This window comes from Streptomyces griseorubiginosus, from assembly GCF_017614965.1.
GTDB classification, from domain to species: Bacteria; Actinomycetota; Actinomycetes; order Streptomycetales; family Streptomycetaceae; genus Streptomyces; species Streptomyces griseorubiginosus_B.
The window spans coordinates 1-15,949 of the sequence record NZ_WVUG01000050.1; the positions used below are offsets into that span (position 1 = coordinate 1).

Below are 15,949 nucleotides of genomic sequence, written 5' to 3' on the forward strand. Positions count from 1 at the left end.
GACCCAGGGACCGCCGTCGTCCAGTCCGGTCGCCCCGTCCGTCCCGCCCCCGTCGTCGTCCCCGTCCGTCAACCGTGGCTCCGGGCCCAGGGGTTGAACGTCACCCGGCATGCGGCTGCCCTGCGGCCCTTCCAAGCGGGGGAGTTCGGGAGCGGGGCCGCGGCGCCCACCGCCGGACATCTGCAGGCGGTCAACGCGCTGTTGGGGCAGCTGCGTGCCGAACTGCTGCGGCAGAGCGAGCAGGTCCGGGAGCTGGCCCGCGCCGCGCAGACGCGGCCCGTCACCGGGCGCCTGCAGAGGCTGCTGACGGCCAAGGAGCAGGCCCACGACTGGGTGCGTGAGGTCGAACGGATCTGGGACTTCTACTTCGAGCTGTTCGGCCAGCGCCAGTCCGTGTTCGCGGACGCCCTGCTGTCGTGCGACCGCATCGCCCTGTCCTGCTACCAGGCCGCCTACCTCGGTGTCGGCGAGGCCAAACCGCTGCCGGCCCCGCCCCCGTTCTCCTTCATGCGCACCGGATTCTCCCCGGCCACCTTCCGCCGCGGCATCCCGCTGCGCCGCCTCGGCCGACGCCTCAACCCGTTCCCGCTGGTCCAACTGCCCTACCACCGACTGGTCAACCCCTGGACCCTGGGCGCGGTGCTCCACGAGGTCTCCCACAACCTCCAGAGCGACCTCGGCCTCGACCGGGCCGTGCCCCGCGCGATCGCCCGCCGGCTCCTCGACGAGGGCTGCCCGCCCGCCGTCGTGCGCACCTGGGTCCGCTGGAACCGCGAGATCTACGCCGACCTGTGCGCCCTACTGCTCGGCGGCCCCGCCGTGGTCGGGTCCCTGCTCGACGTGATCGGCCGCGCCCCGGCGACCGTCCTGACGTACAGCCCGCGCGGTCCCCATCCGACGCCCTGGTTGCGGGCCTGGATCTCGATCGAGCTGCTGCGCAGGACGGGGTTCGAGGAACAGGCCGAGCGGTACGGGCGGTTGTGGACCGCGATCTATCCCGACCCGCGGGCCGGCACCCTGCCCCGCGAACTGCTGGCCACGTTCCAGGCCGCCCATCCCGCGGTCGTCGACGCCCTCTGCTTCCGGCCGTTCCCCGAGCTCGGCCGCCGCACCCTGGCCCAGGTGCTGCCCTTCGGCGCCAAGGAGTACGCGATGCAGCGGGAAGCCGCCGAACGCCTCGCCGCCGGAACCGACCCGGGCATCATCCCGGCCCGTTTCCTGATCGGCGCCACCCGCTCCGCCCTGGACCGCGGCCTCGCCCGCCCGGGCGTGATCACCCGCAACTTCTACACGGAACTGGCGAGGCGATGACGGTGACCCTCCGGTTGACGCGGGCGGGTGCGAAGACCGCGCCCGACGCCCGACGCCGGCAGACCGCCGCGCTGACCAGCCCGTGCTCCACGTCCGGCGTCGGCCGCTGACCTGGAGAGGAAGGAGAGCACGATGCCCACACTCACGATCCAGGTCTACCTCGCGCCCACTCCCGACGCCAAGGATCCGGATCCGAAGACCTGGCCGAAACCGCACAACGTCACACTGGAGCTCTCCCGGACGACCGGGGGGCCACCGATCACGGTGGGGCCTTCGGACGAGCGGGGGCTCATCACCTGCGAACTCGAGCCGGGCACCTACACGGTCGCGGCACCACCGGACACGGCCGAGGGCTTCACCGACGTGCGGGCCTCGGGTAATGGTGAGCCCACCGATCTGGTCCTGGCGGCCCGGAGCGGACAGCGCGGGAAGGAGCCGTACGTCGTGCTGCTGCCCGCAGTCGGCACGCAGCTCGTGCGGCTGCGGACCGTCACCCAGGAGGGTGAGACGGCGCCAGGTGCCAAGGCCGGCGTGGGGGGTGTCGAGTACGTCAGCGGCCCGGACGGCCTCATCCATGCGACGGCCAAGGGCGAGAGCGTCGACGTCGTCGCCCGCCGCGGCGGGTTCTACGCACCGCTCGACCCCAAGGCCACCGAACACCCCATGGCAGTGGACCCGCTGGCCGAGGAGCCGAAGCGGCTGCTGTACCGGCGCGCCTACGCCTGTTTCGTGATCGAAGCCGAAGTGGACGGAGAACCGGTGGTCGGAGCGGTCTTCCGGCTCGTGCCCTCAGCCGCACGCGACGAGACCGACACCCGGAGGGAGCGCACCGACCGCCGTGGCCGGTGCGTGTTCGACATCGTCGATCCGGGCATGGTGGACATCGCCGTCGACGACCTGTCCCACGCCAAGTGCGGCACGCAAGGAGTCGACGTCGACCCCAGGTACCGGCGGGCGCTCTGCAAGGCCGCCCGAGGCGAGGAGCACGACATCTCGGAGCGCTTCAGGTTCCTCCGGCTCGCCACCGAGGAGACACACGGCATCAGCGGGCAGGTGCGGGACGAGGAAGGTCGCCCGGTCCCCAACGTGAGGGTGACGATCCACAGCGAGGACGGAACGGAACAACTGGACACGACGCACACCGACGACGACGGCGACTACGACCTCGTCGTCGACCGGGCCGGCGTCTATCTGCTTTCCGCCGATCCCGGATACGGGGAACCGGTCCAGTGGACCACCGTCGACGTGAACTCCACGCCCGTCGTCCCCTTCGTCGTCACCCGCCCGCCCGGCAGGGGCCGCGGGACGACCCCCTCCGGCCAGGTGCTCAGCGACCTGTCCTCGTTCCCCGTTCTCACCGAGGACATCGGTTCCGGCCGCGGCGCCCCGGTCGTGGGCGGGGACCGCTCGGCCACCTACGGGCAGATCGTCGAGGGCGCCCTGCGGGATGTGCTCGGCTGGCGCCCCGGCTCCAACACCTCGGGCTTCCAGGCGGCGCTGACCGGGGCCTTCGAGTTGCGGGAGGTGGAGGGACACACGGAGTTCACCTGGCACCCGCGCGGCTACGCCGTCCAGGCCGACCTGGGCGCGCTCACCGGAGCGCAGGCGAGCATCTACAACCGGGCCAAGAACGCCCTGGACCAGGTCACCCCCCTGCTCGACGGCCTGCAACCCCTGGACCCGGCCGCCGATCCGCAGGACACCGAGGCCATCCGTACCATCGTGCGGTCGGAACTGGGAGAGCTGGTCGACGAGTTGGCCGTGGAGGGCGGGCCGCGCATCCAGCGGGTGAACGAGCTGTTCACCCTGCTGGCCGGTCCCCACGGCACCGGCACGCCACTCGATCCGGACTCGGTGGGCGGGCAACTCGCCCAGCTCCGCGAGCGCTTCGGGCTGAACACCGGCCGCGTCGGCACACTCGACGAGGAACGGATCGTCACCAACTTCCGTATCGTCGTCGACCACGTGCTGGCCCTGGAAGCAGGCTGGCAGACCTACCGCCGGCTGTTCGACGGCACCACCCCGGACACCTCGCTCGGCACGGTCCTGATCCGGCTGTCCCGCAACCTGGACGTGGTGGCGCAGTCCGTCGAGGAAGCCGTCTTCACGCTGGAGTCCGTCTTCATCGACGCGGCCCAGCGCCAGACGATCAGGCTGGAGTTCCCCCCTTCGGCGGACCTCCCCTCGATCCTCTTCTCCGACCTGCTGGACTGGGTGGTCCGGGTCAGTACCAGCGAGGCACCGCGGCTGATCCGGGAGGCCGGCAAGGACGGCGTCGTCGCCATCACCCCCATCCTGGACCAGCTCGCCGACCTGGTGCGCCGCACCCTCGCTCTGGCCCGCAGCGGCACTCTGCCCAGCGGCGTTCCGCTGCCCGACGGCCTGCGGACCGGGCGGGTGGTACGCGCCCTCGGCGAACTGGCGCAGCAACTCACCGACACGGCGACGCTCGCCCACGCGGTGCAGCGCGGCGAGCCTCCGCTCGTGGTCTTCGCCGAGGCGGAGAAGCACAGCGGGCGCCACCTGTGCGTCCGCCTGGTCGGCAGCGGCTTCCTCCCCGGCGCCACGGCGGAACTCTCCGCCCTCGAACGGCCGGACTGGGCCGTCATCGTCTCGCACGGCACCGTGGACACCAGCAAGCCGGGACGAGCGACCGCCCTGTTCCACGGCGTGCCACGGAACAGCGACCTCACCTGGGTGGTGACCCTGGTCAACCCCGGCGGCATCCGCAGCAACACGGTCGACGCCCTGACGACCTGACGGAGGAGACCCATGGCGAACGAACAGGACTACCAGGCCTTCCTCGACCGCATCGCGGCCCTCCGGGAGACCGTCACCGACCGGCTGTCCGCGCAGCTCGTCGCCGATCCGCAGCTGGCGGACGTGCTGACGAAGCAGATCGACGACCTGCTGCAGTCCGCGGTCAAGGCGGACCTGGAGCAGAAGCCGCCGCCGGACAAGGGCCTCGCCCAACTGGTCGGCATCGGCGACCAGGCCGCCGACGCGCTCGGCAAGACCCGGCTGCCGCAGGCGATCGAGCCGTACGACGAGACGGTGTCGTCCGAGCGGCTCGTGGCGATGGCCGACCTCTACTACATCTACCAGCACGAGATGATCGGCGTGTTCCGCGCCGTGCAGAAGCTCCAGGAACTGTTCCGCGCGGGCGCCGTGTACCTGTCCAGCGGTGCGGGCGCCTACGCCCTCTACCAGTTCGACCGCCGCGAGGTGCTGCGCTACACGCGCCGGGACCGACTGGCCGCCTACCGCCGTGCGTTCGGCTACGGCAGGGCGCCCGTCCCCTCCGGCTCCCGCGCCAACGGCGACTTCCACGGCCTCTTCGAGCACTTCGTCAACCAGGTCGCGCTCTTCCACCGCGACAAGCGGATCGCGGACGTGGTGCGCGAGCGGGCCTACGACCCGAGCTTCGGCAGCATCGCCGTGGTCCGCCGGGCCGGCCTGGACCTGCGCAACAACCTGAAGTTCACCTCGTACGGCCATGTCAACGTGCTCCGCGTCGAGGTCATGCAACTCCTCGACGAGGCGTACCGCATCCTGGGCTCGGACGACATCCGGCGCCTGTACGGCGCCGACACCGCCTGGGACGTCGTGGAGATCGTGCTCGCCCAGTACTTCGGCGAGCGCCTGGTCACCTCGCCGCGCCAGCGCATGGGCATCGCCGGCCGGGAGGTGCTGCGCTGGCTGGCCCAGCCGCATCTGCTGCAGACCCAGCGCGCCAAGTTCGAGACGCTCCTGCTGGAGATCGCCGAAAGCGCGGAGGAATGGCTCACCAGCGCCCAGTCGCTCGGCGTCGCCGTCCGCCAGGAGGACCGCCGGGGCATGCCCTGGGACCGCTCCGCCGCGCCGGTCGCGGGCGCCCAACGCGTCACCCGCCCACGGCCACCGGCCCCGCCGGTGGTCCGCGGCACCGGTCCGGCCGGCGGGACCCGGGGTCGTGTCACCGCACCGCTCAACGGGGCGCGTGTGTGACCCGAGGGGGTGAGGCCGGCGCCGACCGCGCGCGGACAGCGCCCGGGGGAACGGCTCGGCCCGCTGTTCCGGCCCACGTTCCCGGCGGGAGCGCGTCCCTCGGCGGCGGTCGTACGAGCGGCGCCCGTACGACCGCCGCCCTCCGCCATGCCCGCGCCCGTCGCGCCCGGAGCCTCTCCCTCCTGTGCGACCTGATCCGCCACCCCACCGTCAGCGCCGACCCCGCCCACCGCGCCGACCTGCACGCCTGTGCCGCGCTGCTCGCCGCGCACCTGCGCCGCATCGGACTGGACGCCGTCACCGTGCGGCCGGGGCGCGCCGCCCCGTACGTCACCGGCGAGTGGATGCGGCGACCCGGCGCTCCCGTGGTGCTCGTCTACGGTCACTACGACGTCCAGCCCGCCGGACCGCGATCGGCCTGGGCCACGCAGCCCTTCCGCCCCACGGTCCACGACGGGTACGTCCACGGCCGCGGGGCCAGCGACGACAAGGGGCAGCTCGTCGCGCAACTCGCCGCGATCGGGGCCTGGCTGGCGACCGGGGGCCCGCCCGTCAACCTGCGGATCGTTCTCGACGGCGAGGAGGAGATCGGCAGCCCCGCACTGAGGCACCATCTGCCCGGCCGTCCCGCCTTCCTGCGCGCCGATCTCGCCGTCGTCTCCGACACCCAGATGCGGGATGCGCACACCCCCGTCCTCGTCACGGGCCTGCGCGGCTCCCTCACCGTCCGCTTCGATGTCACCGGCCCCGCCACCGACCTGCACGCCGGCGCCTTCGGGGGCGCGGTGGCCGAGCCCGCCCAGGCGCTGTGCGCGTTGGTGGCGAGCCTGCACCGGCCCGACGGCCGTGTCGCCGTCGAGGGTTTCTACGACGACGTACGCCCCCCGCACCCGGACACCCGCGCCCGGCTCGCCCGCGACGGACCGACGGATCAACGGTTCCTCGCCCCGGCAGGACTCCGCTATGGACACGGCGAACCCGGCTACTCCGCCTTCGAGCGGGCCACCGTCCGCCCGGCCGTGGTCGTCACCGCCCTGCACGCCGCGGCCCGTGCCGCCGTCCCGCGCCGGGCCGGCGCCGAACTCGGCGTCCGTCTGGTGCCCGGTCAACAGCCGGCCACCGTGTTCCGGGCCCTGCGCGCCCATCTGACACAGCGCGTCCCGCGAGGGGTCACCGCGCGGCTGACACCGCTGTCCTCCTGCGGGCCGTACCAGCTGGACCTCCGCGATCCCGCGGTCGCCGCCGCACGCCGGGCCGCGGCCCCCGTCTTCGGCCGGCCGCCCCTTCTGTTGCCCTCGGGCGGCTCCATCCCCTTCGTCGGCGACCTCGCCACCACCGGCACCCGGACCCTCCTCCTGGGCTTCGGCCTCCCCGACGACAACATCCACGCCCCCGACGAACGCTTCGCCCTCAGCGGCCTGCACCGCGGAACCGACACCTGCGTCCGCCTCTACGGAGAACTCGGCGCGCTCTAGTCCTCGAGGAACTCCCCGTCCACGTACACCCACGCCCCCTCCACCCGCTCGAAGCGGCTCCGCTCGTGCAGCGCACCGCCCCTGAAGGACGCGCGGAAGGTCACCGTGCCGGTGGCGTGGAAGGCCGAGCCGTCGGCGGTGTCCAGGATCTCCAGGCCCGTCCAGCGCATCCCGGAGTCGAAACCGACCCGGGCGGGGCGGGTCCGCGGATGCCAGGTACGCAGCAGGTAGGGCTCGTCCCGCTGGACGAAGGCGCAGTAGCGCGAGCGCATCAGCGCCTCGGCGGTGGGCGCGGCCGCCTCACCCCGGTGGAAGCGGCCACAGCACCGCTCGTACGGCTCCGGCAGACCGCAGGGACAGGACGGTGAGGGGCGTCGGGACATGGGGGCCATTCTGCCCGGCCCGTCCGGCTACGCCGACTCGGCGTTGGTCGGCGGGTGCGTGGGGCGCGCCGGGATCTGGGCCGGCAGCGCGGGCAGCCGGGTGCCGTACACCCAGGCGTCGAAGAGGCCGTCCAGCGGCTCGTCCGCGTAGCGGTTCGCATGAGCGGTGAACGTCGTGGTCGTCACCGCCCCGCCCCGGTGCAGTCCCGCCCAGCCGCGCAGCATACGGAAGAAGGCCTCGTCGCCCATCGCGCAGCGCACCGCGTGCAGCACCAGCCCGCCGCGCTCGTAGAGCCGGTCGTCGAACATCGACTTGCGTCCCGGATCGGCCAGCCGCAGGTCCTGCGGCTGCGAGGACAGCAACCGGTGCGCGGCGGCCGCCAGTTGCTGCGCGCTGCGCCCGCCGGACCGCTCCGACCACAGCCACTCGGCGTACTTGGCGAAGCCCTCGTTCAGCCAGATGTGCCGCCAGTCCGCGATGGACACGCTGTTGCCGAACCACTGGTGCGCCAGCTCGTGCGCCACCAGCCGCTCCCAACCCCGGGCCCCGTCCACGTGGTTGGCGCCGAACAGCGACAACCCCTGTGCCTCCACGGGCACATCGAGTTCCTCCTCGGTCACCACCACCGCGTACTCGTCGAACGGGTAGGGCCCGAACAGCTCCTGGAACAGATCCATCATCTGCGGCTGCCGCGCGAAGTCCCGTGAGAACTCCGGCAGCAGATGCGCCGGGATGTGCCCGTGCTGCGGCACCCCGCCCGGCCCCGGGTCGCCGAGCAGCACCGTCTGGTACTTGCCGATCGCCAGACCGACGAGATAGCTGGAGGTCGGCGCGGCCTGCTCGTACACCCAGGTCGTGGTGGACGCCTTGGTGGTACGGGTCAGCAGCCTGCCGCCCGCGACCACCGCGTACGCGGACGGAGTGGTGATCGAGATCTGGTACGAGGCCTTGTCGGCGGGCCGGTCGTTGCACGGGTACCAGGACGGCGCCCCGATCGGCTGGCTCGCCACCAGCGCCCCGTCCTCCAGCTCCTCCCAGCCGAGCCCGCCCCACGGGCTGGGCACCGGCTTGGGGTTGCCCGACCAGTGCACCTCGACCGGGAAGGCGGCACCCGGGCGGACCGGCTTGGCGGGACGGATCCGCAGCCGGCCGCCGCGGTGCGTGTAGTGCGCCGGGCGGCCGTCCACCTTGACCCGGCCGATCTTGAAGTCGGCCAGGTTGAGGGTGAACTCGGTGAGCGGCGAGCGACCCGCTATGGCGCTGATCCGGGCGCTGCCCGCCAGCCGGTTGGGACCAGGACGGTAGTCCAGCGTGAGCTCGTACCGGTGCACGCGGTAACGGGCATCACCGTGTTCCGGAAAGTACGGGTCCGAACCACCCGACTGCTGAACTGCCACTGCCGCTTCTGCTCCCTGCGCCGTCGAACCACTCGCTCCCGCCGGTGCCCCGCACGCGACACCCATCGGTTCCGAGTGGCCCGCGTTCAGGGACGCCATGCCTCGATCGGGTTGCCGAGCCAGCGGGTGTCGTCCGGGACGGACTCCGCGGCCATGACGAGCGACGCGGGACCCAGGGTGGTGCGGGCTCCGATCGTGCTGCCGGGCAGCACGATCCCGCCAGGGCCCAGCGTGGCGCCCTCACGGAGAACAACAGTATCCGTCCGCAAGATCCGGTCGTGGAAGAGGTGGGTCTGCAGGACGCAGCCCCGGTTCACGGTCGCCGCGTCCTCGAGGGTCACCAGGTCGGTCTCCGGCAGCCAGTAGCTCTCGACCCAGACGCCCTTGCCGATCCGGGCGCCGAGCCCGCGCAGCCACGCGGTCATCACCGGCGTGCCCGGCACGGAACCGGCCAGCCAGGGCACTGCCACGACCTCGACGAAGGTGTCGGCGAGCTCGTTGCGCCACACGTAACCGCTCCACAGCGGGTGCTCCCCGGTGTGGTGCCGGCCCACGAGCAGCCACTTCGCGACGATCGACACCAGCGCGGCCACCGCACCGGCCCCGAGCAGCACGACACCGGACAGCAGCGCGGCCCACGGCCCGAGCAGGCACAGCAGGGCCGCCGTGCCGCCCGCGATCGCGGCCGAGCAGAACACCGGCACGATCCGGCACAGCTCCACCAGCCCGCGCGCCCACAGCAGCCGGGCCGGCGGGTCGTACGTCCGGCTCTGGTCACCGCTCTCCGCGTTCCGCGGCAGCTTCACCGGCGGCAGCCCCAGGTAGGAGCTGCCCTTCTTCGCCTTCTTCGGGGTGGCGGACAGCACGCCCACCAGCCCGCCGTCCGGCACGCTGCGCCCCGGCGCGGTCATCCCGGAGTTCCCCAGGAACGCCCGACGCCCGATCTCCGCGCGCCCGATCCGCATCCAGCCGCCACCGAGCTCGTACGGCGCGGTCAGCGTGTCGTCGGCCAGGAACGCGCCCTCGCCGACCGTCGTCAGGCTCGGCAGCGCCAGCACCGTGGACACCTCCGCGCCCCGCCCGATCCGCATCCCGAGCAGCCGCAGCCACACCGGCGTGACCAGCCCGGCGTACAGCGGGAACAGCGTCTCGCGCGAGCGGTCCATCAGCTGCGTGACCGTCCAGGCCTGCCAGCCGGTCCGGCTGTGCGTCGGGTACGTCCCCTCCCGCAGGCCCAGGCTCAGCAGCCGCACGCCGACGAGGATCAGCAGCGCGTACGCCGCCCCGAACGCCAGCGTCGCCGGGACGAGGGCGAGCGCGGCACCGCGCAGGGGCGCGGCCGGATCGATGAGGGCGTACGCCACGAGGAAGGCGGCGCCGCCCGCGATCAGCGGCAGCGCGGAGAGCACGAGGCCCGTCAGGCCGTACATCACCCGCCAGTACGTGCCGCGCTGCGGACGCTCCTTGGGCCAGTTCCGCTTGGCCTTGCCCAGCTTGACCGCGGGCGCGCCCGCCCAGCGCTGGCCGGTTGGGATCTGCCCGTTCACCGCGGAACCGGGGGCCACCTCGGCGCGCTTGCCGACGCGGGCGCCCGGGAAGAGCATGCTGCGGGTGCCGACGGTGGCGTGCGCGCCCACCTTGACCGGCCCGATCTCCAGCCGGTCGCCGTCCAGCCACCAGCCGGAGAGGTCCACCTCGGACTCCACGGCGGCGCCCCGGCCCAGCTTGAGCATGCCGGTGACCGGCGGCAGCGAGTGCAGGTCGACGTCCTGGCCGACCTTGGCGCCCAGCGCGCGGGCGTACCGCTCCAGCCAGGAACCGGTCAGCGTGGTCGCCCCGCTGAACTCCGCCAGCCGCTCGGCGGTCCACAGCCGCAGATGGACGCCGCCACCGCGCGCGTACCGGCCGGGCTCGACGCGCCGCAGCAGCAGCCGGGCGCCGCCCGCGGCGATCGCGAGCCGTCCGGGCGGACTGAACAGCGCGATGCCGCCGAGGGCGAGCAGCCACCAGGGCGCCGTCGGCAGCCAGGACCAGGCGGGCAGCAGATTGCCGAGCGCGGCCAGCACGATCGTCCAGCGCAGACCGAGCAGCGTGAACAGCGGGACCAGGAGCAGCAGCTGGACGACCTTGGCGCGGACCGGCACCGGGGCGATCGTGCGCCGGGCGCCGTCGTCCTGCGCCGACGCCTCCAGGTGGCGGGCCAGCTTGCGCAGCGTGGGCTGCTGGTAGATGTCGAGGACGGCAGCGCTCGGGTAGCGGGTGCGCAGCCTCGTCGTCAGCTGGGCGGCGGCCAGGCTGCTGCCGCCGATCGCGAAGAAGTCGTCGCGGGCACTGGCGACCGGAATGCCGAGGACTTCCGCCCACTGCTCGGCCAGCCACGCCTCGGTGCCGTAGAGCTGCTCGGCCGGACCGCCGGTCTCCAGACCCTCCAGGGGCCACGGCAGCGCGTTGCGGTCGACCTTGCCGGACGTGCGGGTCGGCAGGTCCTCGACGGGGGCGATCAACGGCACGAGCGCGGCGGGCAGTTCGGCGCGCAGCTTCTCCACCGCGGCCGCGTGGTCCCAGCCGTCCTGGGTGACGACGTAGCCGACGAGGAGCTGGTTGCCGCTGCGGGCGGTGCGCACGGCGGCGGCCGCGCCGGCCACCCCGGGCAGCGCCTGCAGCGCGGCGTCCACCTCGCCGAGCTCGATCCGCCGGCCGCCGAGCTTGATCTGCTCGTCGGCGCGGCCGAGGAAGACCAGCCCCTCCGGCTCGGCCTTCACGAGGTCACCGCTGCGGTACGCCCGCTCCCAGCCCAGCGATTCCAGGGGCGCGTACTTCTCCGCGTCCTTGTCGGCGTCCAGGTACCGGGCGAGACCGACCCCGCCGATCACCAGTTGACCGCTCTCGCCCATCGGGACGGGCTCCCCGGCCTCGTCGACGACGGCCAGCTCGTAGCCGTCCAGCGGCAGGCCGATGCGGATCGGTTCCTCGCCGCTCATCAGCGAGGCGCAGGCCACGACGGTCGCCTCGGTCGGCCCGTAGGTGTTCCAGACCTCGCGCCCCTCCGTCACCAGCCGCTGCACCAGCTCGGGCGGGCAGGCCTCGCCGCCGAAGATCAGCAGGCGTACGTCGTTGAGGGTCTCCGGCTCCCAGAGCGCGGCGAGCGTCGGGACGGTGGAGACCACGGTGATCTCCTGCTCGACCAGCCACGGGCCGAGGTCGGCGCCGCTGCGGACCTGCGAGCGCGGGACCGGCACCAGACAGGCGCCGTAGCGCCAGGCCAGCCACATCTCCTCGCAGGACGCGTCGAAGGCGACCGACAGGCCCGCCATGACCCGGTCACCGGGACCGATGGGGTCCTCGGTGAGGAACAGCGCGGCCTCGGCGTCCACGAACGCGGCGGCGCTGCGGTGACTGACGGCGACGCCCTTGGGCTTGCCGGTCGAGCCGGAGGTGAAGATGATCCACGCGTCGTGCTCGACGCCCGGGCGGGCGGCGGGAACGTCACCGCGCCCGTTGACGGTCAGCTCGTGCGCTGCCCCGACGACGGCCCGCACCTCGGCCTCCCCGAACACCAGCTCGGCCCGCTCGTCGGGGTCCTCGGCGTCCACGGGGACGTAGGCGGCTCCCGCGGCCAGGACCGCGAGGATCGCCACGTACAGGTCGTTGGTGCCGGACGGCACACGGACGCCCACGCGGTCACCGAGCCCGACACCGGCCGCGGCGAGCTCCCGCCGCAGCCGCTCCACCTCGCCGGCCAGCTCCCGGTAGGTGAGCTGGACGGTGCCGTCGTCCAGGGCGAGTTCGTCCGGGTACGAGCGCACGGACGCGTCGAAGATGTCGACAAGCGTGCGGGGGGAGGCCGCCTGACCTCCCGAAAAACGTGCGGTGTCGCCGAACTGCTGGTGGATCTCAGCGCTGAGCTCTTCGTCGAGCAGGCCGAGAGCACTGCTCTCGTGTATGGCTGCCATCGGGTCCTCGCGTCTCGATCCCGGAAGCCTCCGGGGCGCTGGCGGGCCCGCAGGTCTGCCTGGGGTTGTCCTCCTCCAGCTCCGTAACAAACCGGAAATCTTAGTACGACGCTAGGTACATGCCATCTGATCGGCCACTCGGAAGGGCCGTCCGGGACGCCATGAAGCCCCGCAGACCATCTCTGACCTGGTGATCTTCAAGGCGGAGAGAGATGCCCCACACCGTGGGTGAGGAGAGGCTCACGGGGCGCATGTGGCGCCCGACGCGAGAGGGCACACGCACGGAGCCCGACCGGAAACACAAACGGTGCCGACCGAATATCGGTCAGCACCGGAGTGTTTGCTGATGGTGTCCGAGGGGGGACTTGAACCCCCACGCCCGATAAAGGGCACTAGCACCTCAAGCTAGCGCGTCTGCCATTCCGCCACCCGGACAAGGTGTCTGTCGTGCGGGGTTTCCCCCGCGGCGACGAAGGAAACATTACCAGGCTCCCGGGGGTGCCCGATCACCCCCCGTCGCGACCCCGCCCCGGCGTGAACGGCGTGTGACGGGCCGGGCCCGGCCTTGGGGCGCGGCCGGGGTCGGAGGGAGGATGAGGGGAACCACCAGCAGTGACAGCGGGAGGAAGCAGCGTGAGCGACACGGACACGACCAGGACCGTCACCGGCGAGGACGAGGTCGTGGACCTCTGCCGCGAGCTGATCCGGATCGACACCAGCAACTACGGCGACCACTCGGGGCCCGGCGAGCGCAAGGCCGCCGAGTGGACCGCCGAGAAGCTCGCCGAGGTCGGCCTGGAACCGCGGATCTTCGAATCGCACCCGGGCCGCGCCTCGACCGTGGCCCGCATCGAGGGCGAGGACCCGTCCCGGCCCGCGCTGCTGATCCACGGCCACCTGGACGTCGTACCGGCCAACGCCGACGACTGGACCCACCACCCCTTCTCCGGCGAGGTCACCGACGGGTGCGTGTGGGGGCGCGGGGCCGTCGACATGAAGGACATGGACGCCATGACCCTCGCCGTCGTGCGCGACCGGCTCAGGAGCGGCCGCAGGCCCCCACGGGACATCGTGCTGGCGTTCCTCGCCGACGAGGAGGCCGGCGGCACGTACGGCGCCCGGCACCTCGTCGACAACCACCCGGACCTCTTCGAGGGCGTCACCGAGGCGATCAGCGAGGTCGGCGGGTTCTCGTTCACGGTGAGCGAGCAGCGGCGGCTCTATCTGATCCAGACGGCCGAGAAGGGCATGCACTGGATGAAGCTGACCGTGGCCGGGACGGCGGGCCACGGTTCGATGATCCACCGCGACAACGCGATCACCGAGCTCTCGGAGGCCGTCGCGCGCCTCGGCCGGCACACCTTCCCGGTCCGGGTCACCAAGACCACCCGCGCCTTCCTCGACGAACTCGGCGACGCGCTCGGCACCGAGCTGGACCCCGAGGACATGGAGTCGACGCTGGCCCGGCTCGGCGGCATCGCCAAGCTCATCGGGGCGACCCTGAGCAACACCGCCAACCCCACCCAGCTGGGCGCCGGTTACAAGGTCAACGTCATCCCGGGCGAGGCCACCGCGCACGTCGACGGGCGCTTCCTGCCGGGACACGAGGAGGAGTTCCTCGCCGACCTGGACCGGATCCTCGGCCCGAAGGTGCGCCGTGAGGACGTGCACTCCGACAAGGCCCTGGAGACCTCCTTCGACGGCGCCCTGGTCGAGGCCATGCAGTCCTCGCTGCTGGCCGAGGACCCGACCGCCAAGGCGATCCCGTACATGCTCTCCGGCGGCACGGATGCCAAGTCCTTCGACGACCTGGGCATCCGCGGCTTCGGCTTCGCGCCGCTCAAGCTGCCCCCGGAGCTGGACTTCGCCGGCATGTTCCACGGCGTCGACGAGCGGGTCCCGGTGGACGGCCTGAAGTTCGGCGTGCGCGTTCTCGACCGTTTCATCGACGCGTCGTGACCTCGGTAATCGCCAGCCTGTACGGAACTGACTGAGAAGAGTGAATGCGCTCATAAGCTCGTAGCTCCATTACTCCCTCCTCGTTACAGGTGATGCGATCCGCTACTTGGGATCGCATTGCCAACAAGGAGGAATAATGATCAAGAAGGTCGTCGCTGCTGCGGCTGCCACTGGTGGTCTGGTTCTCGCGGGTGCGGGCCTGGCCGTCGCCGACGCCGGCGCTCAGGGTGCCGCGGTGCACTCCCCGGGTGTCGCGTCCGGCAACGTCGTTCAGGTTCCGGTGCACATCCCGGTGAACGTCTGCGGCAACACGGTCTCCGTGATCGGGCTGCTGAACCCCGCCTTCGGCAACACCTGCGTCAACCACTGACGTCGGCCCCCAAGGGGTCGTTCGTTCACGCCGTCGGCTCCGGAGCGCGTGCCATGCGCACCGGGGCCGACCGGCCTTTTTCGCGTGATCGAGATCCGCGAGAACCAGGTCAGGATCGAAAACCAGGTCAGGATCGAAGGCAGGGGGGAATTCAGCAATGCGACAGGTCACCCGCAAGGGCCTGATGACCGTGGCGGCCGCGACCGGCGTCCTCGCCGCCGCGGGCGGTTACGCCCATGCCGACTCGGGGGCGAGCGGCTCGAGCACGGACTCGCCCGGCGTGCTGTCGGGCAACACGGTGCAGGCGCCGGTGCACGCCCCGGTCAACGTCTGCGGCAACACGGTCGACGTCGTCGGGGTACTCAACCCGGCGGTGGGCAACAAGTGCGCCAACCACGGCGGAGGCAGCGGCGCGCCGTCCGGCGGACACGGCGGCTACGGCAGCCACGGCGGATACGGCGGTTCTGGCGGCTACGGCGGCCACGGCGGCGGTACGGGCTCGCACGCCGGCGGGCACACCGGCGGCTCTCCCGGCATCGGCTCGGGCAACCACGTCCAGGCACCGATCGACGTGCCGGTGAACGTGTGCGGCAACACGGTCGACGTCGTCGGCGTCGGCAACTCCGCGACCGGGGACGACTGCGCCAACGGCGGCTTCCACGGCGGCGGTCACGGCACGCCTCCCGGGGGCGGCCACGGTACGCCGGGCGGTCCCGGCACCCCGGGTCACCCCGGCGGCCCCGGCACTCCGGGTCAGCCGGGCAATCCCGGCACCCCGGGTCACCCCGGCGGTCCGACGCAGCCCGCGCACCCCGGTGTCCCGGGCACGCCGTCCGCGCCGGGCGGCACGGGTCCCGGCGGCTCCTCGCAGGTCAACCACCCGGGCACCCAGGGCAGCCAGTCGGTCAGCGGTCCCGTGGGCGGCGCACAGCTCGCCCACACCGGCAGCGACCTGCCGCTGGGCGTCGTGCTCCCGGCGGGCGCGGGCGCGCTGCTCGGCGGCGCGGTCCTCTACCGCAAGTCCCGCGCGAGGGCGTAGCGCCGCGTGAACGCGTCACGGAGCGGGCCCCGCCTCGGTGGGGCCCGCTCCGTGTCCGCCGTCTCCGTCGCCGT

At 72.6% G+C, this 15,949-nt stretch carries 10 protein-coding genes and 1 tRNA gene; 7 read left to right on the plus strand and 4 right to left on the minus strand.

Features of this window, described 5'->3' with window-relative positions; translation table 11 throughout:
- The 4 genes from GRC12_RS12730 to GRC12_RS12745 form a co-directional block, all read left to right on the plus strand.
- A partial coding sequence (locus tag GRC12_RS12730; protein ID WP_208779342.1) for a hypothetical protein occupies positions 1-1,311 on the plus strand: 1,311 nt, incomplete at its 5' end.
- 132 nt (positions 1,312-1,443) lie between these two features.
- Positions 1,444-4,071: a carboxypeptidase regulatory-like domain-containing protein gene (locus tag GRC12_RS12735; protein WP_208779343.1), complete on the plus strand. Its 2,628-nt coding sequence runs from the start codon at positions 1,444-1,446 to the stop codon at positions 4,069-4,071.
- A gap of 12 nt (positions 4,072-4,083) precedes the next feature.
- On the plus strand, positions 4,084-5,298 hold the full coding sequence (locus GRC12_RS12740; protein WP_208779344.1) for a hypothetical protein: 1,215 nt from the start codon (positions 4,084-4,086) through the stop codon (positions 5,296-5,298).
- Positions 5,295-6,773 (plus strand): M20/M25/M40 family metallo-hydrolase, encoded by a 1,479-nt coding sequence (locus GRC12_RS12745; protein WP_208779345.1) that lies wholly within the window; start codon positions 5,295-5,297, stop codon positions 6,771-6,773. Before GRC12_RS12740 ends, GRC12_RS12745 begins: the two co-directional genes overlap by 4 nt.
- On the opposite strand, the gene GRC12_RS12750 is transcribed toward GRC12_RS12745, so the two are convergent.
- The 4 genes from GRC12_RS12750 to GRC12_RS12765 all read right to left on the minus strand — a co-directional run bounded on the left by GRC12_RS12750 (position 6,770) and on the right by GRC12_RS12765 (position 12,942).
- On the minus strand, positions 6,770-7,156 hold the full coding sequence (locus tag GRC12_RS12750; RefSeq protein ID WP_439959882.1) for a YchJ family protein: 387 nt from the start codon (positions 7,154-7,156) through the stop codon (positions 6,770-6,772). The two genes, GRC12_RS12745 and GRC12_RS12750, sit on opposite strands and share 4 nt — an antisense overlap.
- Positions 7,157-7,183: 27 nt before the next feature.
- Complete coding sequence (locus GRC12_RS12755; protein WP_208779347.1) at positions 7,184-8,554, minus strand: M1 family metallopeptidase; 1,371 nt, start codon at positions 8,552-8,554, stop codon at positions 7,184-7,186.
- Between the two features lie 86 nt (positions 8,555-8,640).
- Positions 8,641-12,507 carry a Pls/PosA family non-ribosomal peptide synthetase gene (locus tag GRC12_RS12760; protein WP_208779348.1) on the minus strand — a complete coding sequence of 1,289 codons (3,867 nt, stop codon included), beginning with the start codon at positions 12,505-12,507 and terminating at the stop codon, positions 8,641-8,643.
- Between the two features lie 347 nt (positions 12,508-12,854).
- A tRNA-Leu gene (locus tag GRC12_RS12765) sits at positions 12,855-12,942 on the minus strand.
- 198 nt (positions 12,943-13,140) lie between these two features.
- On the opposite strand from GRC12_RS12765, the gene GRC12_RS12770 reads away from it, so the two are divergent.
- From GRC12_RS12770 to GRC12_RS12780, 3 genes are all read left to right on the plus strand, one after another.
- Complete coding sequence (locus GRC12_RS12770) at positions 13,141-14,466, plus strand: M20/M25/M40 family metallo-hydrolase (RefSeq protein WP_208779349.1); 1,326 nt, start codon at positions 13,141-13,143, stop codon at positions 14,464-14,466.
- Positions 14,467-14,602: 136 nt separating this feature from the next.
- Positions 14,603-14,836, plus strand: a complete 234-nt coding sequence (chpH, locus tag GRC12_RS12775; RefSeq protein WP_133047168.1) for a chaplin ChpH — start codon at positions 14,603-14,605, stop codon at positions 14,834-14,836.
- Between the two features lie 157 nt (positions 14,837-14,993).
- Positions 14,994-15,875, plus strand: coding sequence for a chaplin (locus GRC12_RS12780; RefSeq protein WP_208779350.1), 882 nt, complete (start codon positions 14,994-14,996; stop codon positions 15,873-15,875).
- Positions 15,876-15,949 lie beyond the last annotated feature (74 nt).